19 protein-coding genes are annotated in these 23549 nt (G+C 34.5%); 9 read left to right on the forward strand and 10 right to left on the reverse strand.

Annotated elements, in window-relative coordinates:
* Positions 1-2812: 2812 nt before the first annotated feature.
* The 4 genes from CJ191_RS09140 (at position 2813) to CJ191_RS05525 (ending at position 6084) form a co-directional block, all read left to right on the forward strand.
* Entirely contained in the window at positions 2813-2977 is a 165-nt protein-coding gene (locus CJ191_RS09140; RefSeq protein ID WP_180960944.1) for a hypothetical protein, read from the forward strand.
* Positions 2978-3383: 406 nt separating this feature from the next.
* Positions 3384-4418, forward strand: coding sequence for a branched-chain amino acid aminotransferase (locus CJ191_RS05515; protein ID WP_102199221.1), 1035 nt, complete (start codon positions 3384-3386; stop codon positions 4416-4418).
* Between the two features lie 69 nt (positions 4419-4487).
* The gene (locus tag CJ191_RS05520; protein ID WP_102199222.1) at positions 4488-5555 is read left to right on the forward strand and encodes an iron-containing alcohol dehydrogenase family protein; all 1068 of its coding nucleotides are present in this window, start codon (positions 4488-4490) and stop codon (positions 5553-5555) included.
* A 160-nt stretch (positions 5556-5715) separates the two neighbouring features.
* Positions 5716-6084, forward strand: a complete 369-nt coding sequence (locus CJ191_RS05525; protein ID WP_102199223.1) for a VOC family protein — start codon at positions 5716-5718, stop codon at positions 6082-6084.
* Between the two features lie 47 nt (positions 6085-6131).
* Here the strand turns inward: CJ191_RS05525 and rpsR are convergent, their stop codons facing one another.
* The 9 genes from rpsR to dnaA form a co-directional block, all read right to left on the reverse strand.
* The gene (gene rpsR / locus CJ191_RS05530; RefSeq protein WP_003142905.1) at positions 6132-6368 is read right to left on the reverse strand and encodes a 30S ribosomal protein S18; all 237 of its coding nucleotides are present in this window, start codon (positions 6366-6368) and stop codon (positions 6132-6134) included.
* Positions 6369-6394: 26 nt separating this feature from the next.
* Positions 6395-6940: a single-stranded DNA-binding protein gene (gene ssb, locus CJ191_RS05535; protein WP_102199224.1), complete on the reverse strand. Its 546-nt coding sequence runs from the start codon at positions 6938-6940 to the stop codon at positions 6395-6397.
* Between the two features lie 36 nt (positions 6941-6976).
* Positions 6977-7279, reverse strand: a complete 303-nt coding sequence (gene rpsF, locus CJ191_RS05540) for a 30S ribosomal protein S6 (protein WP_070467755.1) — start codon at positions 7277-7279, stop codon at positions 6977-6979.
* Positions 7280-7494: 215 nt separating this feature from the next.
* Positions 7495-10074, reverse strand: coding sequence for a DNA gyrase subunit A (gyrA, locus tag CJ191_RS05545; protein WP_102199225.1), 2580 nt, complete (start codon positions 10072-10074; stop codon positions 7495-7497).
* Between the two features lie 19 nt (positions 10075-10093).
* Positions 10094-12073 carry a DNA topoisomerase (ATP-hydrolyzing) subunit B gene (gene gyrB, locus CJ191_RS05550; protein WP_102199246.1) on the reverse strand — a complete coding sequence of 660 codons (1980 nt, stop codon included), beginning with the start codon at positions 12071-12073 and terminating at the stop codon, positions 10094-10096.
* 100 nt (positions 12074-12173) lie between these two features.
* The gene (recF, locus tag CJ191_RS05555) at positions 12174-13289 is read right to left on the reverse strand and encodes a DNA replication/repair protein RecF (protein ID WP_102199226.1); all 1116 of its coding nucleotides are present in this window, start codon (positions 13287-13289) and stop codon (positions 12174-12176) included.
* Positions 13276-13524 carry a S4 domain-containing protein YaaA gene (gene yaaA / locus CJ191_RS05560; RefSeq protein WP_070467752.1) on the reverse strand — a complete coding sequence of 83 codons (249 nt, stop codon included), beginning with the start codon at positions 13522-13524 and terminating at the stop codon, positions 13276-13278. Before yaaA ends, recF begins: the two co-directional genes overlap by 14 nt.
* A gap of 315 nt (positions 13525-13839) precedes the next feature.
* A complete protein-coding gene (gene dnaN / locus CJ191_RS05565; RefSeq protein ID WP_102199227.1) occupies positions 13840-14991 on the reverse strand; it encodes a DNA polymerase III subunit beta in 1152 nt (383 codons plus the stop codon).
* A gap of 231 nt (positions 14992-15222) precedes the next feature.
* Positions 15223-16557, reverse strand: coding sequence for a chromosomal replication initiator protein DnaA (dnaA, locus tag CJ191_RS05570; RefSeq protein ID WP_070467750.1), 1335 nt, complete (start codon positions 16555-16557; stop codon positions 15223-15225).
* Positions 16558-17280: 723 nt separating this feature from the next.
* On the opposite strand from dnaA, the gene rpmH reads away from it, so the two are divergent.
* Genes rpmH through jag form a run of 4 tightly spaced genes read left to right on the forward strand, consistent with a single transcriptional unit; the run spans position 17281 to position 19697 of the window.
* Entirely contained in the window at positions 17281-17415 is a 135-nt protein-coding gene (gene rpmH / locus CJ191_RS05575) for a 50S ribosomal protein L34 (protein ID WP_003142921.1), read from the forward strand.
* Positions 17416-17461: 46 nt separating this feature from the next.
* The gene (gene rnpA, locus CJ191_RS05580) at positions 17462-17818 is read left to right on the forward strand and encodes a ribonuclease P protein component (protein ID WP_070467749.1); all 357 of its coding nucleotides are present in this window, start codon (positions 17462-17464) and stop codon (positions 17816-17818) included.
* Positions 17819-17870: 52 nt separating this feature from the next.
* Positions 17871-18698: a membrane protein insertase YidC gene (yidC, locus tag CJ191_RS05585; RefSeq protein WP_374754468.1), complete on the forward strand. Its 828-nt coding sequence runs from the start codon at positions 17871-17873 to the stop codon at positions 18696-18698.
* A 15-nt stretch (positions 18699-18713) separates the two neighbouring features.
* A complete protein-coding gene (gene jag / locus CJ191_RS05590) occupies positions 18714-19697 on the forward strand; it encodes an RNA-binding cell elongation regulator Jag/EloR (RefSeq protein ID WP_102199228.1) in 984 nt (327 codons plus the stop codon).
* A 56-nt stretch (positions 19698-19753) separates the two neighbouring features.
* On the opposite strand, the gene ade is transcribed toward jag, so the two are convergent.
* Positions 19754-21448, reverse strand: a complete 1695-nt coding sequence (ade, locus tag CJ191_RS05595; RefSeq protein WP_102199229.1) for an adenine deaminase — start codon at positions 21446-21448, stop codon at positions 19754-19756.
* A gap of 742 nt (positions 21449-22190) precedes the next feature.
* Between ade and CJ191_RS05600 the strand changes: the two genes are divergently transcribed.
* A complete protein-coding gene (locus CJ191_RS05600) occupies positions 22191-23420 on the forward strand; it encodes a mechanosensitive ion channel (protein ID WP_180960945.1) in 1230 nt (409 codons plus the stop codon).
* Positions 23421-23549 lie beyond the last annotated feature (129 nt).

The raw sequence follows: 23549 nt of genomic DNA on the forward strand, positions 1-23549 counted from the left end.
ATACCAGATAAATAATCTGCTTAAATATTTCAGCATTAGAATTAATATTACGCTGACTTAAATAATTTAAGTTATACACCTCAAGAATTTTTTATAATACGCATCTCTTATATAGGTATAGTGGAAGTACAAAATACTTAGACTAACATAATACTTTAAGGAAGAAGTATAACTTTCTTTTGATACTAGCTGTCCATTTTGTGTATACTCTTCTCAAAAATGAAATCAGTAAATAATGTTTCACGTGAAACATTAGTATTATGAATGATTATTTTCATGTTTTAAAAAAAGTCATCCATAATAGTCTGTAATTTGATTTTACATATGTAGTGAAAATTTTTAAAGATATACTTCAGATAACGTTAACAGGAAATAGTGAGGTAAGGTGGGTCTCACGTTGCACTTAATTTTACAATTGAAGATACAAAAAAATTAACGTTTCCCCTCTTCTATCTAAACCTCATTCAATATATAACAATATGATTATTAATTTATTTCTGATAAGAATTATGTTCATTTTTATAGATAGCTTTTAGATACTTTTCACATCTGAATCGCAGCACTATATACATTAAAATTAAATCTACCATTATTACATTATTTAGCAATTCAATTAGTCGTCAATATTAATTAGTTTTATACAATTGTTTACTTTAATCATTAAATTCCTAAACTCTAGTATAAATCATCTGAGTATAGACAAGTGAAGTTTTAGCGAATATATTATTTGGACCATAAAATATTAATAATAATGTAGACACGTGTAACAACACCACCATACCTAGTATCTATACTATACATTCAGATGACGAAATCAATATTATAGCGAATAATGATAATGCAGCTTGTTCATTGTCCTACTTTATATTACTAGTGGATACATTGTCTAGTTACAAATTTTTTAACTAAATAAATTAGATAATGAATGATTGAAGATCTATCTAATAATAGAAGTAAAATATAGTGAGTTCTCATCTTATATATATATAATAATAATGTTTCACGTGAAACATTATAGATGATATGAATTGATCTTATTATACTTACTACTTGCACGCACAGACCGACTTGGTAACTAGCATGAGTGTAGAGTATTTGATAGTAATTAAGCTACGAGAATAGGCTATAAATTAAAATTGTGTCGTATATTAGTGTTTAATCTAATTAGAGATAAGGATAGTGGATAGTAGCTGAGCTGGTGTGTATTTGTTTTATTTTATAGTTAAGGATAAAACTAGTGTCTAGTTAGGCTTGAACTTGCTATAAGTAAAGGGAACCATGAAATCCTTATTCATCCTTCTAGTAGAGAAAATCCCCACACCTTTATTTACTTTATACCAATTCAACAATAATACCTTCCACTATAAATGATTTTCTATGATAATAAAGTTAGATGAGTCAAAATTTGTTAGACTATTAGAAAATTACTATTTTTAAGTCTTAATCAGAACTAAAAAGGGAGATAATCATGATTCTAGGGCAATATATAGTTTTTAATAAAAAGAGTAATGTTTCACGTGAAACATTACTCTTTTTTACTTCTATACAAATCTTAAAGATAGAAATAGTAGGTTATCTCTATCCAGTAAATAGGCATGTATTTCTGCTCATTTGAAGACAAATCTCAATAGATCCCCAAAAATGAAATATTACGCTGTGATTTGAGGAAGAATAGAAACTAGTTATATATGCAACAATATTAAAAATATAGTGACTAATATATTATATATTACCTAGATAAAAGGAGGAAGTGCAGATAATTAATGTCTTGATAGTCGATTAAATACTACTTATACTCACATGAAATGCTATAGTTTAACAAATTACTTTCCCATTACTAGTTTATACAGAGATAAACTACTATAAAGTACGGAATAGCAATAATTCTGGAAAGTCATTTAAAATTTCTATATGACTTATTTTATCGATTAGCATCTCAAAATATTTTTATATATTACTGAACAGTAGATATATATTTGATAAACAAAGCGCCATATGACCTCATATCCCATGTTTCCATATATTTCTTTCTTCTTTTCTTTATCATCAAAATCCCTTTTATTATTAATATCCTTCTTTATAATAGAATACTTCTTTATCTTTTTTTCCAAATTTGTTTGTGAAATTTCACATCCAGTTTATTGAGTAGGGTACTATTTATTAATTATCTTCTTCTATATTTTGATTTCTTCACTTATTTACCTTTAGCTTCCCAATTATTCATCTATTTACTTTCATCCAAATTTTTATATTTTAGTTTCCATATCAAAATCATCTTTCAATTCATTTTATTCTTCTCAAAAATTACATTTTTTTCAGCTTATATTTACGCTCTGTACTACAACAATTAATAAATATTTATGTTAGAAATCCTTACATCAATAATCATTATATTTCATTTTCCTTTGTATATAGAATTATTCAATAGCAGTAGCTGCTCCTTTTATACTCTCTACAAATTACCTTATATGTTTCATGTGAAATATCATTTTAAATAATCTAGGTATTATAGCTAGTCATTTCCACATGTGAATAACTTTTTAATTTATAAAATTCTTTCAAAAACATTTTTATCCACAGCTGTTTTCCTTATTCATTATCCTTTACCGAACGTAGTTTCGCCTTAATAACAAGTTTATCCACAGATGTTTGTTTCCTTTCTGCCTTTATTTCTATCTATTACTGGATGAATGATAAGGTCTCGTATAAAATAATTATTGAAATTTTTTAAGGAGCTAAAACTACCTGTTCTATTCAATCCTTACTAAATAGGAATCTTTTTACATACAGTTTTTTAAAGATGAGCATTTTAATGCTAATGACGATAGTAGAAACACCAATTATTCCGATACTGTTCCGTCAAGAAGTTATGCCAGTAAATAACCGTATAAAATACTACGACTATGCACATAATCCAGCAGATAACTTTGGATGGTATACAGTTGAAGTAACGGCTGACACACCTGTTTCAGAATAAGTAAGCAGTTAAATATTATTCAACTTTCAGTAGTTAAAAATTAGGGCGTATATGGACAATGTTCATATACGCTCATTTTATGAGTATTTTTTAATTTAAAATGTCTTTTATTAGATTTTTTTCATTTTACCTCTTGCAATCCATTTTATTTTACGTTATATTAAATTCACATTAGAAAACGAAAGAGGTAGTCTCATGAAAAAGACAGCACAAGTGGTCATTATTATTAATAAACAGGACTTTACGAATTAGTGGTTTTCACTAATAAAAAATCGTAAGTCCTATTCGTGCTTGTTAAATGCTGAATGGGACTTAGGCCTCCCATCAGCGTGTGGGAGGCCTTTTCTTTTGCTAATAAATTGCTGACATTATTACTTTAGATTTAAACTTAAAGGAGTTGCTCATTATGACTGACAAATTAAACTGGGATGAATTAGATTTTTCTTATACAGAAGTACCATATCGTTGGCGTGCATATTGGAAGAACGGCGAATGGTATAAAGCAGGATTAGAAACTGATCCACAATTACCAATTCATGAAGCTTCGCCTATTGTAAACTACGGTCAAGGGGTATTTGAAGGTAACAAAGCTTATGGTACAAAAGACGGTAAAATCGTTTTATTCCGTCCAGATGAATTTGGTGAACGTTTAAACCGTGGTGCTCGTCGTATGGCGATGCCAGAAGTACCAGTTGAAGAATTTGTCCGTGCTTGTAAGGAAGTTGTTAAAGCAAATCGTGATTATGTGCCACCGTATGGTCATAATGGTGCGGCTATGTTTATTCGTCCTATGTTATTAGGTATTGGTGACCACGTACAAGTATCAGCAGCTGAAGAATATTTATTTACGATTTATGTAACTCCAGTTGGTCCTTTATACAAAGGTGGTCTAGCACCTCATCATTACATTATCGATCACGAGCATGACCGTGTAGCAGCTGATGGTACGGGTAATATCAAAGCAACAGCTAACTATGCTTCAACATTAGCTACTGCAAAACGTATTCAAGAAGCAGGTTACGATGATGTATTATACTTAGATCCAGCAACACATACTAAAGTAGATGAATTCTCATCAGCAAACTTCTTTGCAATCGAAAAAGATACAAATAAATTTGTAACACCTAAATCAGATACAGTATTACCTTCAATTACTAAAAAATCATTACTTTGGTTAGCTGAACATCGTTTAGGCTTAGAAGTTGAAGAGGGTGATATTAAAGTAGATGATTTTGATAGATATGCTGAAGCTGGTGCTATGGGGAATGCGGCAGTTATCTCTCCAGCTGGTTCTGTAACATACAAAGAAAACCGTCATGTATTCTACTCTGAAACAGAAGTTGGTCCAGTATCACAAAAATTATACAAAGAATTAACGGGTATCCAATTTGGTGAATTAGAAGCACCTGAAGGATGGATTGTAGACGTTGATGAAGATTAATCATTTCACCAAATGCCTTTCAATCTAATGATTTGAAAGGATGACTATAAAGAAAGAAGGAAAACAAGTATGTCTCTATCAGTAAATCTACCGAATTTAACAATTGGTGTTGATGCTTTTGATGCAATCGATGAATATTGTAGTCAATATGGTAAAACTGTTGCGATTTTAGGTGGTGAAAAAGCCTTAGCAGCTAGCAAAGAACGTTTAGGAGCTGCCTTAGAAAAATCATCATTAGAAGTAGTCATTGAACAAGTTTACGGTAAAGAAGCGTCTTATACCAACGTTGAGAAAATGAAAGCCATCAAAGAAGTACAAGATGCAGATATGATTTTTGCAGTTGGTGGGGGACGTGCAATCGATGCAATTAAGGTAGTAGCACGTGACTTAGACAAACCTTTATTCACTATTCCAACCATAGCCTCTGTATCTGCACCAACATCAGCTGTTTGTGTCATGTATCATGATAATCATGAAATGGCCGGTTTAGCTTATCGTAAAGCACCAGCTAATCATACCTTCATCGATACACAAATTATTGCTGAAGCACCTGTAGAGTACTTATGGGCAGGTATTGGTGACTGTATGTCTAAAGAAGTAGAGACAAGTTTTTCTTCTCGTGGTCGAGACCTAAGCTTTGAGAACCGTTTAGGGGTTAATATTGTTAAAGGTACAAATGACAAATTAATGGCTGTCGGTGCCGAAGCTTTAGAAGCTGTTCGTAACAAAGAAACAAACCAAGCCTTAGAAGATGTTGTACTTGAAATTATCGGGGCTTCAGCATATGCGTCAGTATTAGTGGAAAATGATATCAACTCAAACATGGCACATGCTTACTACTATGGCTATACCGTCTTACCACAAGCCCATGAACATTTACATGGTGAAGTAGTTTCTTATGGTATCTTACTGTTACTAACAATGGACCAGCAATTTGAATATCGTGATCGCATGAAAGCTTTCATGGAATCAATAAAATTACCAACTAAGTTAGCTGATCAAGGCGTAACAACCCAAGAAGATATTGACAAATTAGTTGATAAAGCAATGACTATGGATGACTTAACCTACTCTCCGTATACAATTACCCGTGAGAAGTTCGAACAAGCTATTAGAGATGTTGAAGCCTTAGCTTAATCCAATTTTCCTCCTTAGAACATACGATTAAAATAAATAACCAACATCCTAATATGAGATTAATTATTTTGATAACGAGTTGTGACTAGTATCACAGCTCGTTTTGTTTTATCATAAAGTTGGAAGCGCATTCTATAAACCATATTAAAGGAGGCTACATATGAAAATTGAACATATTGCATTATGGGTTGAAGACCTGGAACTTATTAAAAGTTTTTATGAGAAATATTTTGAAGCCAAAGCTGGAGACCTGTACCACAATCCAAAAACTCGTTTTTCATCATATTTTTTAACTTTTGATGAAGGTAGTCGACTAGAATTGACCAATAAGAAGCATTTAAGCCCTCATATTGCCGATGCTTTAGGTTATGGCCACCTAGCGGACAAAGAGGCTGTAGACGCTAAAACCGCTCAATTAGTTGCCGATGGTTTCCCACTATTATCTGGCCCAAGAACAACTGGAGATGGCTATTATGAGTCCGTCATACAAGATCCAGAAGGAAATCTCATTGAAATTACAACCAATTAAATAAAAAAACCATTTCACCAAAAAGCGAAATGGTTTTTTTATTAGCATTAGTCTGCTGTAGTAAATGGAATTAAAGCCATAATACGAGCGCGTTTAATTCCAGCTGTTAAAGTACGTTGGTGTTTTGCACATGTACCAGTTACACGACGAGGTAAGATTTTACCTTTTTCAGAAATATAACGTTTTAATAAATCTGTGTCTTTGTAATCTACATGATCAATGTGGTTAGCGCAGAAGAAACATACTTTTTTACGTCTACGACCACCGCGGCGTTGTGCTGCCATATTTTTTACCTCCCTTACTTATACCATTAGAATGGTAAGTCATCATCGGTAACATTGATTGAACCAGAACCATCGTTAGCTGACGGGAATGGATTATCGTTACCATTGTTAAATGAAGAGGAGTTTTGATTAAAGCTGTTTCCACCAAACGGATCAGCATTTTGATTGTTATAACTGTTATTGTTTGCGTTATTGTTATTAATTCCGCCAAAACCGCTATTATTATCAGAGGTAGGGCGACTTTCAGTAACTGATTTTGGTTCTAATAAACTAAAGTTATCTACCAAAATCTCAGTAACGTATACACGTTGTCCTTGGTTATTCTCGTAATTTCGAGTTTGAATGCTACCTTCAACACCTACTAATGAACCTTTACGGGTAAATCGTGCAAAATTCTCTGCAGCTTTACGCCATATAACACAGTTAATAAAATCTGTCTCACGTTCACCTTGGGCATTTTTAAAGTTTCTTTCAACAGCAATGCTAAAAGAACCAACAGCAACACCACTTTGCGTATAACGCACATCGACGTCACGAGTTAAACGGCCGACCAGTACAACATTATTAATCATGAAATAACTCCTCTCTCACGAAATATGTATTGTTTATTAGTCTTCGATTTTAGTAATCATATGACGTAAGATATTGTCATTGATTTTAGCAAGACGGTCGAATTCATTGATTCCTTCCGCATCGTCAGCTTCTATATCAACTAAGTGGTAGATACCTTCTTTATAATCATTGATTTCATATGCAAGACGACGTTTTGCCCAGTCTTTAGATTCATTAATTGTTACACCGTTTGAAGTTAAGATTTGATCGAATTGTTCAACCAAAGCTTTTTTAGACGCTTCTTCCATATCAGGACGAATAATGTATAAAACTTCGTATTTAGTAGTGTTTTCACTCATCAGACTTTTGCACCTCCTTTTGGTCTATTGGCTCTCAACATTCTTGAGAACAAGGAGAGTATATTCATACTCACAATAAGATATATTATCAAATCATTCAATATAAATCAAGTAATACCTATAATTTGAAATGGTTATTTTTATCCTACCTCAAGTAAAAAAGGATTTGTAGCGTCTCTACTACAAATCCTTTTTCTATATGGTTTATTACTATATTATTCTTCTGATTCTTCATGATCTGGTAATGCATCATCAGCAAATTCTTGCATACGAGCAATCATTTCGTCAGATGGATCAGCTAATGATTGCTCATTCATTGTAGTTTCATTTTCTACTGGTGTTACGCCTAATGCTTCTTCAACTGCTTCCACTTTAGCAATTGCTGAAACATGTGAATCTTCAGCTAAACGTATTAAACGCACACCTTGTGTTGCACGACCTGTTTGCGAAATATTTTTCGCATGGAAACGAATAGCTACACCTTGATTGGTCATTAACATGATATCTTCATCACCTGATACAGTCGTTAAACCAACTAAGACGCCATTTTTCTCAGTTACATTAATGGTCTTAACGCCTTTACCACCACGATTCTTAATACCATATTCACTAGCTGGTGTTTGTTTACCATAACCTTTTTCAGTAACGACTAAAACATTATCATCTGGTCCAAGTACAGACATACCAACCACTTGGTCGTCGTCATTTAAACGAATACCGCGGACACCTGTGGCTGTACGTCCCATACTACGTACATTTGTTTCTTGGAAACTAACAGCATAACCATCTTGTGAAGCGATAATAATGTTGTCATCTCCACTTGTTAAGACTACTTTAACTAGTTCATCACCTTCAGCTAATTTCAAGGCAATTAAACCGTTGTTTCGAATATTGAAGTAATCACTAGCATTGGTACGTTTAACGGTACCATTTTTCGTAACGAATAATAAGTGTTCTTTCACTTCTTCTTCTTCAATAGGGGTTACATTAATCATCGCTTGGACAGTTTCATCTTGTTGTAGATTTAGTAGGTTTACAACTGGAATTCCTTTGGCAGCACGACCAAACTCTGGAATTTCATATCCTTTAGATTGGAACACACGTCCAGTATTGGTGAAGAATAATACAGAATCATGGGTTGAGGTTGATAGCATGGTTTCAACGAAATCATCGTCATTCATACTCATTCCTTTAACACCTGTCCCCCCACGATTTTGTGCTCTAAATTCTACATCATCAATACGTTTGATATAACCATTTTGAGTTAGGGTGACAATCACATTACTTTCTTCAATTAGGTCTTCATCATCAATATTGTGGATTTCTCCAACCATCAATTCGGTACGACGTTCATCACCAAATTTATTTTCTATTTCTACTAATTCATCATAAATAATTTGATAACGCATCGTTTCTGATGCTAGTACCTGATTTAAGTAATCAATTTGTGCCATTAATTCAGCATGCTCTTTATCAATTTTCTCACGTTCTAAACCAGTTAGACGAACTAAACGCATGTCTAAAATAGCTTGTGATTGTTTATCTGATAATTTGTAATCTTCAATAAAGCGTGCTTTCGCTTCATCACCTGAACGTGATGTACGTAATATATTCACGATTTCGTCGATATGGTCTAAGGCAATTTGTAAACCTTCTAGGATATGGGCACGCGCTTCAGCTTTGTTTTTCTCAAAGATCGAACGACGACGAATGATTTCTTCTTGATGTAGTAGATAATTCTGCAAGATTTCTTTCAAGCTTAATGTGTGGGGGACACCATTTACGATGGCCACCATGTTAATCCCGAAGTTAGTTTGTAATTGTGTGTATTTATATAAATTATTAACGATTACAGATGCACTTGCATCTTTTCGACATTCAATTACGACACGCATACCTTCACGGCCTGATTCATCTCGGACAGCAGTAATACCTTCAACACGCTTATCTCGGGCTAATTCAGCAATACGTTCAACCAATTTGGCCTTATTTACCATATATGGAATTTCATGGACGATAATACGTTCTTTACCAGAAGACAAGGTTTCAATATCTAATTTAGCACGGACAATGATTGACCCTTTCCCTGTCTCATAAGCCTTACGGATACCTGATTTTCCAATTACAATACCACCAGTTGGGAAGTCTGGACCTGGTAAAGCTTCCATTAACTCATTGGTTGTAGCATCAGCATTCTGCATTAAGATTTTAATAGCACTGATAACTTCACTTAGATTATGCGTTGGAATATTTGTTGTCATCCCAACAGCAATACCAGTTGTTCCATTAACCAAAAGGTTAGGGAAGCGAGATGGTAATACCTCTGGTTCCCTTTCTTCACCATCGTAGTTAGGAATAAAATCAACGGTATCTTTATTCATATCCCGAACCATTTCGTGGGCAATCTTACTCATTCTTGCCTCTGTATAACGCATGGCTGCTGCTTGGTCACCATCGACTGAACCGAAGTTTCCATGGCCATCAACTAGCATATAGCGATAAGAGAAGTCTTGAGCCATACGAACCATTGATTCATAGATAGCCGAATCCCCATGTGGATGGTATTTACCCATTACATCTCCGACAATACGGGCTGATTTTTTAAAGGGTTTATCTGATGTTACCCCTAATTCATTCATCCCATAAAGGATACGACGGTGAACAGGTTTTAAACCATCACGGACATCCGGAAGGGCACGAGCCACAATAACAGACATGGCATAATCAAGAAATGACGTACGCATCTCTTGAGATATCTCACGTTGTGGAAATTGTTCTTTTATTTCTTCACTCATGAAACATTTCCCTCCTTAATTATAAATCGATGTTAGCGTAGGTAGCATTCTCTTCGATGAAGTCACGTCTTGGTTCAACGTGGTCACCCATCAACATATTAATGATTTTGTCTGCTTCTACTGCATCCTCTACGTTTACTTGTAATAATGTTCTGTTTCTTGGGTCCATTGTTGTTTCCCAAAGCTGTTCAGCATCCATCTCACCTAAACCTTTATAGCGTTGAATAGCTGGTTTTGGTGTAGCTGGAATTGTTTGTAGGTAGTCTTCTAATTGTTTATCCGTATCTAGATAGACAACTTTCTTCCCTTGACGGACTTGGTATAAAGGTGGCACCGCAATATAAACATAGCCTGCATCCAATATTGGACGCATATAGCGGTAAATCAAAGTTAATAGTAGGGCACGAATATGCGCACCATCGACATCAGCATCGGTCATGATAACCAATTTATGATATCGTGCTTTGGTAATATCAAACTCATTTTGCCAACCTGTACCCATTGCAGTAAATAGTGAACGAATTTCCTCGTTAGCTAAAATTCTGTCCATCGAAGCTTTCTCTACGTTCAATATTTTACCTCGAATTGGCAGAATTGCTTGGAAATGACGAGAACGACCTTGCTTAGCAGAGCCTCCGGCAGAGTTCCCTTCAACAATAAATAATTCAGATTCTTCTGGATTACGACTTGAGCAGTCTGCTAGTTTACCTGGTAAGTTAGAAATCTCTAAACCTGATTTCTTACGGGTCATTTCACGCGCACGTTTAGCCGCTAGACGTGCCTTAGATGCGACAGTTCCTTTATCGACAATACGACGAGCAATTTGCGGATTTTCCAGTAAGAACGTTTCAAAAAGCGTCGCAAATAAATTATCGGTAATCGTCCGAACTTCAGAGTTACCTAATTTCATTTTAGTTTGACCTTCAAATTGAGGATCTGGGTGGCGGATAGATACTATTAATGTAATCCCTTCACGTACATCTTCACCAGTTAAATTATCTTCATTTTCTTTAATGAGTTTTTGTGAACGAGCGTAGTTATTAATTACACGTGTAAGAGCAGTCTTAGCGCCTGATTCATGCGTACCACCTTCAAAAGTGTGGATATTATTCGCAAAACTTAAGATATTTGAGTGGAAGCCATCTGTATATTGTAAAGCTACCTCAACTTCAATCCCATCTTGTTCATCTTCAAAATAAATCGGTTCTTCAAACAAAACATCTTTATCTTGATTCATATATTCAATATACTCTTTAATACCACCTTCATAGTGGTAAGAAACTGTTTCTGCTTCCTCTGATCTGGCATCTGTTAATGAAATACGTAGACCTTTATTCAAGAATGCCAACTCACGAACGCGACGATTTAAGACATCAAATTCAAATACTGTTGAATCTGTAAAAATCTCTGCATCTGGTTTAAAATGTACAACTGTACCGTGGGTATCTGTTTCACCTGTTTGTTCAACATCTGATACAATAGCCCCTTGACGAAATTCTTGGTGGTATATAAGACCATTTTTATGGACATAAACATGTAGCCATTCGGAAAGGGCGTTTACGACAGATGCCCCAACCCCATGAAGACCACCGGATACTTTATAACCGCCTCCACCGAATTTACCTCCGGCATGTAGGACGGTAAAAACAGTTTCTACCGCTGGACGTCCAGTATTCGCTTGAATATCAACAGGAATCCCACGTCCATCATCTACTACTGTAATGGAATTATCTTTTTCAATCGTTACTTGTATGTGACCTGCAAATCCGGCCAAGGCCTCATCAATTGAGTTATCTACAATTTCCCATACTAAATGGTGTAAACCACTTGCAGATGTAGAACCAACATACATTCCTGGTCGCTTACGTACAGCTTCAAGTCCTTCTAATACTTGAATTTGACTAGCATCATAATCTTTTGCTAGTTCATTTTTCTTAGCAATTTTTTCTTCCTCAGAAACAAGATCTGTTGGATGAAGCACTTCTTCATTCGTAAACATTTCGTTTTCTTCGTTTGCCATTTTCCCACTCCTATTTCGTGAATTATTCCATCTCAATAGCGCCATGGGACTTTAGGCTACGCCTCACCCGCATGTTCACTTATTCCGCTATCGCACCTGCATCAATATTGAAAACGCTTGGTTCTTCAATGAATTCTCTTTGAATACCATCTAAACTTGTTGTTGTTAAAAAGGTTTGGACTTTTGACTGTATAGATTTTAGTAAATGCGTTTGGCGTTCATTATCTAATTCACTCAGGACATCATCCAATAATAAGATAGGATATTCGCCTAGTACTTCATGCATACATTCAATTTCTGCTAATTTCATACTCAATACAGTCGTTCGCTGTTGGCCCTGCGAACCAAATTTTTGTACATCTCGTCCATTCACCTTAAAGGTTAAATCATCTCTATGTGGACCAACTAAAGTAACGCCTCTAGCTAATTCATGGTCTTTTTTCTCTTTATATTTAAGCATTAATTGTTGGTAGATGACATCTTCAGTCATGTCTAAGGTCAGTTCAATTGGCCCTCTGTAAGCTAGGGTGAGTTCTTCAAGTCCATGCGAAATGGTTGAATGAATTGGTTTAGCCCACGATTCCAATTGATTTACAAAACGTAAACGTTGATAAATGACATGAGTGGCTGATGTTGCTAACTGTTCAGTTAAAATATCTAAATATATTTGGTCTTGGGTTTCTTTATATAATAGTTGTTTAAGATAAGCATTTCGCTGCTTCAATAATCGATTATATTGGACTGATTCATACAAATATTTAGGACTCATTTGTCCAAGCTCCATATCAATAAACTTTCGTCTAAACTGTGGGGCTCCTTTAATCAGTTCTAAATCCTCTGGCGCAAAAAGAACAACATTCAATTTGCCTATATAATCGCTCATTCGGTTTTGGTTCAAGTGGTTTACTTTTGCATGTTTTCCAGATTTGGTAATGGTCAACGTCAATGGTAATTCTGGATTCGTTTTTGTTGATATACTACCTTCAATCCGTGCAAATTCTTGTTGCCAACGAATCGTATCTTTTTCATTGGCTGTACGATGACTTCTTGCAAGTGACATCATGTAGATGGCTTCCAATAGAGAGGTTTTCCCCTGAGCGTTCTCGCCTATAAAAACGTTCACCCCTGGAGAAAAACTAACAGCTAAATCAGCATAATTCCTAAAGTCTTTTAATTTGATGTCATTCAGCTGCATGACCATCACCATGCGTTTCATGGCTTTTGATGATAAATTCACCTTCATCAGGTATCAAAACTACCATATCTGGATATAGTTTCCGTCCGCGACGATTTTCTATTTCACCATCTACAACAACATCATTTTCCTGTAGATACCATTTCGCTTCACCACCAGTACCTATAGCACCAGAAATTTTCAATAATTGACTCAATGTAATGTATGCTGTTTCAATATTTACGATTTCAGCCATCATTTCACCCCGCATTCATGCCCTAGATTCAGTCTTCACATAAAATAAATCGTCTCTTCTTGCCTTTTTAGGACTCAGCTAGTGATCCTTAGCAGATTCAACGATTTCACTTTTATTAATACAGTTTAATTATACGCTAATTTGCCGTATTAAGCAAATAAACGCCCTGTATTAAAAATTAACATTTTAGATAGGGAAATACCTACAATCTTATTTAAAGGGCTTAAAAGTCAAAAATTGGCACATTTATATATATAGATAGAAAAAAAGGACCAAAACCAATAAATGATTTTGATCCTTTTATCAATCAAGAAATTAACCTCTTGGTGTACGAATAGGTGTAATCAGTTGGACAAAATTGAAATTATCAGTTTGATCACTTGGTAATAGGGTAAATGGATGTGAAGATGATTGGAAACCAATTTGAACATTTTGTTGACCAAATGATTTTAATGCTTCACGCAAGTAATCTGGGTTAAAAGAAATTTCTAAAGCTTCACCTTCTGCTTTAACTACATTAATTTCTTCTTCTACATTCCCCACCTCAGCAGATTGACTTGAAAGTATAATATCTTGGTCTGAGATGTTTAATCGTACAACATTATTTTTACCTTCATGGCTTAAAATTAAAGCACGTTCAACAGCATTCACTAATTCACTTGCAGATACCTCAATAATTGTAGCGTGGTCATTTGGTAATAAGCGATCAGTATTTGGATAATTCCCTTCTAGTAAGCGAGAGTATAAGTAAATATTACGCGCTTTGAATAATACTTGATTATCAGTCACCATCATTTCAATATCTTCATTACTATCTACAATACGAATCAACTCTTGTAGTGAGCGACCTGGAATATTGATATCTAATACCGTATCACCAGCTGATTCAGGCATGGTTAATGGCATGATACGTTGACTTAAACGATGTGAGTCAGTAGCTACAGCTTTTAGTTCACCATTACCAATTTCAAAATGAATCCCTGTAAAAATAGGGCGTATTTCTTGGTTAGATACAGAAATAATTGTTTGGTTCACGACTTGTTTGAAAGTATCTGTTGGTAAAATATAAGTTTGTTTTGCATCAATCTCAGGTAAGCGCGGATATTCGCTACCGTTAATCCCATTTAATGTAAATGATGCTCGGTCAGATGTAATTTCTGTTTGGAAATTATCTACTACTTCTAAATTCATCATATCAGAAGGTAATTTTTTAACAATTTCACCTAAGAAACGAGAAGGTAAGACAATATCACCTGTTGATTCAATTTTTAATTTATTATCATCGTCTTTCGCATCAATAAATGCTTCAATTGAAATTGTTGCATCAGAACCAGTTAAATAAAGACCTTCTTCTTTAACTGAGATTTTAACACCTGTTAAAACAGGGATAGTTGTTCTTGAACTAATAGCTCTTTGAACATCGGTCAAATTATGAATAAAAACGGAACGATTAATAGAGAATTTCATCTGGACACTCCTTGTATATATATTAATTATGTATAAAAAATAGTAATAGTAATAGGTCTTGTTAATCCTGTTGATAACTTAAAAGAAGCTTGTTAAAATGTATTTTTCCACATGTGTATAACCTGTGGAAAAAACAGAGAGGTTATGAACAATTATCCACAACCTCTTTTTCTTATCTATATTTTAGCATAAGTCTTTTCATTAATAGACTAAGATGATGTAGATAAGCTATTATTTTTCTAATAAACGACGAATACTGTCAACATCACGTTCTAATTCACTTTTTTCGTCAATATCTTTTTTTATCTTATCGTAAGCATGAAGTACTGTTGTATGGTCTTTCCCACCAAATTCTTGACCAATTTTTGGCAAGGAAGCATCAGTTAATTCTCTACTTAGATACATGGCAATTTGTCGTGGTATAACAATTTGTCGTACTCTTTTCTTACCTTTAAGATCAGAAACTTGTAAGTTAAAGTATTGTGCCACTGTCTCCAAGATATTTGGAATGGTTGGAGAATTACTTTTCACATTACTCTTATAATTTCTCAAGGCTTTAGCAGCTGTATTAGGCGTTAAGTCTTCCTGATTCATGACTGCAAAGGCTTGTACACTAGTTAGAGCACCTTCTAATTCACGAATATTGGAATCAATTTGTCCAGCAATGTATGAAAGTGTATCATCTGGAATTTGTAAGCCATTGACATTCGCCTTATTACGTAAAATAGCAATTCTTGTTTCTAAATCGGGTGGTGTGATGTCCGTTGATAAGCCTTGCTTAAACCGAGAAACTAATCGATCTTCTAACTCAGGAATCTGACTAGCATCACGGTCACTGGTTAGGACGATGTGTTTATTATTGTTATAAAGCACGTTAAAAGTATGGAAGAATTCTTCCTGAGTAGATTGTTTGTTCCCAATAAACTGAATATCATCCACTAATAACATATCAACTGTTCGATATTCTTGGTGGAATGCGTCTGTAGTGTTCTTTCTAATGGCATTGATAAAGTCATTTGTAAAGGTTTCACTAGAGACGTATTTTATTTTAGCGTTAGGATTTGTCCGTAACACCTCATGACCAATTGCTTGCATCAAGTGGGTTTTACCTAACCCTACGCCACCGAAGAAGAATAGGGGATTATAGTCGCGTCCAGGGCCTTCAGCTACTGCTAATGCAGCTGCGTGAGCCATCTTATTCCCTTCACCGACGACGAAGTTATCAAAGGTATATTTTGGATTTAATAAATCTGAACCGTTGTCTTCAATATTGTCATTATAACCATTTACTTGAATTTGATTCGCAGATTGCGGGCGATCATCTTTTAAACTCACTACTAAGTTGACGTCATGGTTTAAGTATTCAAATAAAACTTGTCGAATTTGTATCGAATAATGTTTTTCAATATGGTCCTTGTGCAGCACTGAAATAGCTTTTAAATACAAGGTATCATTCTCAAAGGCAACTGGATCTAGGTCTTTAATCCAAGTATCAAAACTTGTTTTAGGTAATTCTTCTTTGAAGTATTGGGTGACGTAATCCCATAATTGGTTTAATTCACTCATATATTTCCTAGCTCCTTAGTATACAAAATTTTTACATCAGATATATATATACATATATTCAATTAAAACGAATATATACATTTTGGTAAGCTCATTCATAATATCATGAAAAAAAACAGTTTTCCACAGGAAAATGAGGATGTGTATAAAAATAATCCCAATTTTTGATAATTGTTATCCACACACTGTGAATAAACTTGTTGGTAGTTTATTTTTTTAAAGGACTTGTGTATAATTTAGAAAGAGAAAAAGGCATGAGGCTAGGATTTATTTATAGTTATTAACAATTGTGGAAAAGTTTTGCAAAACTGTGGATTTGTTGAAAAGTCTTTTAAAAAGTTTGGGGATTATTTTATACAAACAAACAATAGTCACAGGATTGTGCAAATTTCGTACACACTTTGTGAATAAAAGTTTACCACTTTTTATTTCACATAGTTTGTGAAAAATCAAAAAGGTGTTTGTGAAAAAAGAGGCGTTTTTTATATTTTTTTAGCAGGGATATTTGTTGTAGTGTAAATGCGTCTTGATAGTCGAAACTTTGAAAAAACCAATATTTGTACAAAAAGTATTGTGATATGGGTTATATTATGTTAAAATTTTGATTACGAGTGTGAATTTCATACCTGAAATTGAATTTCGACTTTTTATTGTATATAATATTACAGTCGTTTTATATTAATGAAAAAACGAAAGACTTAATCGCAACAGGAGGTGCAATGAATGAAAAGAACATACCAACCTAAAAAACGTCATCGCCAAAAAGTTCACGGTTTCCGTAAACGTATGAGCACTAAAAACGGTCGTCACGTTTTAGCAGCTCGTCGTAGAAAAGGAAGAAAAGTTATTTCTGCATAAGATCACATAATTATGTGGTCTTTTTTTATTAAGGAGGCGAACTTACGTGCGGAAATCTTATAGAGTGAAGTCTGAAAAAGATTTTGGCAAGGTATTTCATAACGGTCACAGCACTGCAAATCGCCAGTTTGTCATTTATCGATTAGAAAAAGACCAACCGCATTTTCGGATAGGTATCTCTGTTGGTAAGAAAATTGGAAACGCTGTTACTCGTAATGCAGTGAAGCGAAAAATTCGACAAAGCATTACTGAACTCAAGGCAGGTATTGATCCGTCTAATGATTTTATCGTCATTGCTCGTAAGCCAGCTGCAGATATGACAACAGCAGAAGTGAAAAAAAGTTTGATTCATGTGCTATCTTTGGCGAAAATTTATCATCCAATAAACGAACATACTAAATAAAGCCATTACCACATGAATAATAGAATTCGTGGAGGATTTGTAAAAATTGAATATTCGAAGTAAAAAAATGTGGAAGATTTTAGCAATCACCATGATGGCTGTTATCTTTCTAGCGGCTTGTGGGACAAGTCCAATCGATGAAAATTCGACTGGTTTATGGGACCGCTACATCGTCTATAACTTTTCACGTATTATTGTGTGGTTATCAGACATTTTTGGTAACTATGGTGTAGGGATTATTGCTTTTACCTTGATCATTCGTATCATTTTAATTCCTTTAACCAAGTATCAAATGCAAAGTACTGAAAAGATGCAAATGATGCAACCTGAGCTAAAAGCTTTGCAAGAAAAATATGCATCTAAGGATCCAGAAACACAGCAAAAATTACAGGAAGAAACAGCCAAGTTAAATGAAAAATATGACTATAATATGTGGTCTGGTTGTTTACCAATGTTGATTCAATTGCCAATTTTAATGGCTTTATACCAGTCAATTTCTAGAACTGAAGTATTAAGTCAAGGGCACTTCTTATGGTTAGAATTAGGTACTCCTGATCAACTATTTATTTTACCAATTATTGCTGCTGTATTAACTTGGTATAATACACGTTTAACAACGATCGGTACACCAAACAGCAATCCATCAATGGCTATGATGCAATGGACAATGCCAGTAATGATTTTATTCATGGGTATAACTTTACCATCAGCAATTTCACTTTATTGGGTAGCTTCAACTGGATTTACAATTCTACAAACACTATTAATGAATAATCCATATAAGAAACGCGATGCTCGTGAAGAACAAATTCGTAAAGAGAAAGAACTAGAACGTCGTTTGGAAAAAGCAAAACGTAATCCAAAAGGTAAGAAGAAATAACAGGAGGTTCTTGTATTGAAAACTGAAAGATTTGAAGCGACTTCAGTCGATGCTGCTGTTGCCAAAGGCTTGCAACAACTTCGGTTGTCGCGAGAAGATGTTGAAGTTCAAGTAATTCAAGAAGCCAAAAAAGGATTTCTCGGTTTAGGCGCTAAGGATGCCATTGTTGCTATCCACTATTCTGAACCAGAAGTGGTAGCAATGGATGCAGCAACAGATGATGTATTTTCTAGCTTAACCAAAGAAAATTCATCTCAAGTAGCAACATCTCAACCAATTCAAGCTGAAAATGACCAATCAGTTGTTGAAGATGAACCAGTAAGGTCTGAAACACCAACAGTAGAAGTTGAAAATAAAGCAAAGGTTGAAGAGGAAGTCATAGAGGATATAGATGCTGATGAAATATCTGAACCTGCTACTACTGAAAATTTATCTGTTGAGGAAGAAAACAACGTTGAAATAACTGAGGTTATACCGGAAACATCGTTAAATGAAGCATCTGAAGAAACGATTCATGAGGATGAAAGTCTAGAATTCGTTGATGATAACTTCAAAGATGTCGAATTCGTTGCAGAATATCTAATAGACGTGTTGGCTTCTTACTTAGTAGATGCCACTATTGAGGTTGAGGACCGAGGTCGTACTGTTGTTTACAATATTCAAACTGAGAAAAAAGGATTGGTAATAGGTAAACATGGTAAAATTATTAATTCATTAGAAACCCTTGCGCAAGTCATGACGCATCAACATGTTCGTCCGCACGTAAAAGTAATTGTGAATGTGGGCAATTATCGGGAGCGACGACAAGAAACCTTAGCTAGATTAGCACAAAAAACAGCTGATCAAGTATCCAAATCAAAACAACCTGTTTTCTTGGATCCACTACCAGCTGCCGAACGTAAAATTATTCACGCACAACTTGCTAGATATTCATCTATTTCGACACATTCTGAAGGGAAAGAGCCACATAGATATTTAGTTGTGTCATATAAAGACTAAAAGAACCGGACATCATTATTGTTGAATAGTGATGTTCGGTTTTTTTAAAATTTGCATTAAATAAATTGACCATGGTCTACATCGTAAAGTCCATTGTCTGTTAAACGAAGTTCAGGGATAACTGTTAAAGAAATAAAGGATAAGGTCATGAATGGATCAACTGATTCAGGGACACCTAGCGCTCTAGCATGTGCCACCATTTTGTTCAACTGTTCTTGAACGAATTTTGCTGATTGAATACTAATAATGCCAGCTAATTCTAGAGGTAATGTCGCTACAATTTTACCTTTAGAAGCAATGACGTACCCTCCTTGAATGCGGTCAAGTTCTGCTACAGCTAATAAAATATCCTCATCATTATCTCCTACAACCGTAATATTATGCGCGTCATGTGAAACGCTCGTTGCAATCGCACCATTTTCAATATTATACCCCTTAATGGCACTAACACCGATACCACCAGCATGTCCGTGACGTTCAATCACACAAGCTTTATTAAAAATTTTATTAGCTTGGAAAAATTGATCTTTGACAGGTAATATTTCTTCAGACTCTCTTGTTAAAATAGAATGCGCTACTAAATTGATTACTTTGACGGGATGATGATCCACTTGTAATGCTATTTTATCTTGATTGATAAATGGTAGTTTTACAGAATGTAGAAGGTTAGTATCTGTAATGGGTGTATTATTTTTTTGATCTAGCGTATCAAAATCAATGATTTCACCATTTTTGATGACTTGTTCAATTGTTACTTGTTCAACATCATCAATAATAAGTAAATCGGCTAAATAGCCCGCTGCAACCGCACCAAGATCATACAATTGATAAGCTCGAGCAGCATTATAAGAAGCCATTTTATAGGCTGTCGCAACAGGTACACCTAATGCAATGGCTTTTTTTACGCAAAGATCAATATGACCTTCTTTTTCAATATCTTCAAGATGTTTATCGTCGGTACAAAACATACAATTATCTAGCGCAATATTATTTGCAATAAAGCCTTTGATGATTGCATCAAGATTTCTGGCTGCACTTCCCTCACGAATCAGCAATTTGAAGCCAGCTCTTAATTTTTCAATTGCTTCTTCATAATTTTCACATTCGTGTTCTGTATGGATCCCAGCAGCACGATAAGCTTGTAATGCTTTGCCAGTTAAACCAGGTGCATGACCATCAATGATTCGATCTTTAAAAAGAGCCAGTTTATCTAATACTTTTTCTTCAGCATTTACAACATCATCAAAACGCATCATTTCAGCTAGCCCAAAAACCTGATTAGTATTTACATAAGATGTCATATCATTGGCAAGTATTTCACCTACACCATTATTATCGATATCTGTTGCTGGTACACAAGAAGGCATCATGATATGCGTTGTCATAGGGGTTTCTTGGATACTTTCAAGCATAAAGTCTAATCCTTTTTGTCCAACTACATTGACCAGTTCATGTGGGTCAGCAAAAATAGTCGTCGTACCTTTTGCTAGAGCGTACTTTGAAAATTCGAGTGGTGTAACCATAGCTGATTCAATATGCATGTGGGCATCAATTAGACCGGGAGCAATATACTTACCTGTGCAATCAATAGTATGTTTCCCTTCATAAGCACCTACACCAGCAATACGATTGCCAGTAATTGCTACATCGGTTTGAATGATTTCTTCTGTAAAGACATTAATAACATAGCCATTTTTTAAGACAATATCGGGTAATATTTTACCATTAGCGACGTGAATTAAATCTTCCATACTTTTCCCCTTTTATTGCGAATATATTTCTAGAACTACTGAACTGTAAATCTAATAAATGTTTAATTGTTATAAAACGATTCTTAATAGGTTTTACGAACATTACGGATGATTATAAAGTGAAAGTCATCGGATTTGAAAATTTGAATAGTATTATAACAACAAATCTCCCTAAAAGTATATAAAGAATTATTAAAAATACGAATTATAAACTAAAAGCAATATGAAAGTGTTCGTGTAAAAGAGAAGTGATGTTTGGTTATTAGGTTTTATGATAAAAATATTGACAGTTCATATACTATACTTAAATAAAATATTGAGGCTGGGATAAAAATATCTCAGCCTCTCTCTTTACTATAGAAGAACGTTTATAATCGGGTTCCAAAAGCCAGCATTGTCCAATACTTCCCAAAATGCGCTAATAACGTTTCGTTATTGTTCGGATTTTGGTCCAGTACGTCAATGCTAAATAGCTTTTGTCACACCTTCTTTTTGATGTTAGAGGATATATCATAACCATTTTTAAAGAATTAAAATACAATAATGTCTAATTTTGTATTTATAATGTATGTTTTATAAAAATAAAAAAACCAAAATCCCATTATGATAAAGATTATAAAATAACCTAAAGTATATCGCGTGAATATCACTTACGAGTATAGTAAACTAGAATTAGTCTTAAGGAATTCTTTATTTTTGAAGCATTCCAAAAATGAAGTTTCAATAAAAGGAGATGGAAAAAATGGATTTAGCAGGTTTATGGGCTAGTTTAGCTGCTAGCATACCAGCTGTTATTGGTGGTATTTTATTAATTATTGTTGCGTGGATCGTGGCGGTTTTAGTTAAAAAAGCTGTTGCAAAAGGTTTACGAGCAGCAGGTTTAGCAAGTCGCTTCGTAAAATGGCGTATCGCAGAAACTGAGGATCAAGCGGAAACAACGTTTGATACTATTGCACAAATTTTATACTACATTGTATGGGTGTTATTCTTACCGGGCATTTTCGATATGTTTGGTTTAACCTCAATTGCGACACCAATTCGTGATATGACGGCAAATGCTTTGGCGTTCATCCCATCTATCGTAGGTGCAATCATCATTATGGTTGTAGCAGTAGTGGTAGCACGTTTAGTGAAACAATTAGTTTATTCATTAGTAAAAACAGTGAATATCGATAAATATGTAGCTAAATTTACTGGGAATAAAACACAAGATGGACAAACAGCAGATACGATTGCAAATGTACTTTCTTATGTAGCGTATATTGTTGTCTTTATTCCAATTGCGGTTGTAGCGCTTGAAACATTAGGCATTTCTTCAATTGCGACACCAATTATTGGCGTATTAAACAGTGTTGCTGCTGCAATTCCAAATATTTTAGTAGCTGTTATTTTACTAGGTGTTGGATTTGCAATTGCTAAAGTGATTGGTGACTTAGTACAAAACTTACTTGAAGGTACTGGTTTAAACAACTTATTTAACCGTGAAACTAGTGCAAGTACAAAAAATATCAATGTGTCAGAAATCATTGGTCAAGTAGTTGCGGTAGTGATTGGTTTATTCTTTACAGTTGAAGCTTTAAATGTATTAAACTTAGCGATCTTAAACACTGTTGGTGCAGCAATCATTGCTTACCTACCTAACGTACTAATTGCTTTAATTATCTTAGGTCTTGGTATCTTTGGTGGTCGTTTCGTTGGTGACTTAGTGAATAAAGCCACTCAAAGTAAATGGGTTGGTGAAATCATTAAAGGCGTATTCGTGGTATTCTCAGTATTTATGGCATTAGATCAATTGAACTTTGCGAATAATATTGTGAACATGGCCTTCCTATTCATTATCGGTGGCTTATCAGTTGCCTTTGCCCTATCATTTGGTTTAGGTGGACGCGACTTTGCGAATAAACAATTAGAAAAATTAGATAAAAAAATTGAAGAAGAATCTGGTCAAACGGATAATAAAGATCAATTCTAATCACAATGAAGACTGTACCCCTGGCTATAAAGCTGGGGGTTTTTATTTGTTTCTGAACTATTAAGCCTTCTATAAGCTTTAGCGTATACCTTTATTTATTTTATGAAAACGTATACAATATAAGTAATA

Source organism: Aerococcus viridans (assembly GCF_002871935.1).
GTDB lineage: Bacteria > Bacillota > Bacilli > Lactobacillales > Aerococcaceae > Aerococcus > Aerococcus viridans_B.

Coding starts and splice junctions, on each gene's coding strand:
- CJ191_RS09140 (WP_180960944.1), top strand. CDS start 2,813: ATGCTAATGACGATAGTAGAAACACCAATTATTCCGATACTGTTCCGT.
- CJ191_RS05515 (WP_102199221.1), top strand. CDS start 3,384: ATGACTGACAAATTAAACTGGGATGAATTAGATTTTTCTTATACAGAA.
- CJ191_RS05520 (WP_102199222.1), top strand. CDS start 4,488: ATGTCTCTATCAGTAAATCTACCGAATTTAACAATTGGTGTTGATGCT.
- CJ191_RS05525 (WP_102199223.1), top strand. CDS start 5,716: ATGAAAATTGAACATATTGCATTATGGGTTGAAGACCTGGAACTTATT.
- rpsR (WP_003142905.1), bottom strand. CDS start 6,368: ATGGCAGCACAACGCCGCGGTGGTCGTAGACGTAAAAAAGTATGTTTC.
- ssb (WP_102199224.1), bottom strand. CDS start 6,940: ATGATTAATAATGTTGTACTGGTCGGCCGTTTAACTCGTGACGTCGAT.
- rpsF (WP_070467755.1), bottom strand. CDS start 7,279: ATGAGTGAAAACACTACTAAATACGAAGTTTTATACATTATTCGTCCT.
- gyrA (WP_102199225.1), bottom strand. CDS start 10,074: ATGAGTGAAGAAATAAAAGAACAATTTCCACAACGTGAGATATCTCAA.
- gyrB (WP_102199246.1), bottom strand. CDS start 12,073: ATGTTTACGAATGAAGAAGTGCTTCATCCAACAGATCTTGTTTCTGAG.
- recF (WP_102199226.1), bottom strand. CDS start 13,289: ATGCAGCTGAATGACATCAAATTAAAAGACTTTAGGAATTATGCTGAT.
- yaaA (WP_070467752.1), bottom strand. CDS start 13,524: ATGGCTGAAATCGTAAATATTGAAACAGCATACATTACATTGAGTCAA.
- dnaN (WP_102199227.1), bottom strand. CDS start 14,991: ATGAAATTCTCTATTAATCGTTCCGTTTTTATTCATAATTTGACCGAT.
- dnaA (WP_070467750.1), bottom strand. CDS start 16,557: ATGAGTGAATTAAACCAATTATGGGATTACGTCACCCAATACTTCAAA.
- rpmH (WP_003142921.1), top strand. CDS start 17,281: ATGAAAAGAACATACCAACCTAAAAAACGTCATCGCCAAAAAGTTCAC.
- ade (WP_102199229.1), bottom strand. CDS start 21,448: ATGGAAGATTTAATTCACGTCGCTAATGGTAAAATATTACCCGATATT.
- CJ191_RS05600 (WP_180960945.1), top strand. CDS start 22,191: ATGGATTTAGCAGGTTTATGGGCTAGTTTAGCTGCTAGCATACCAGCT.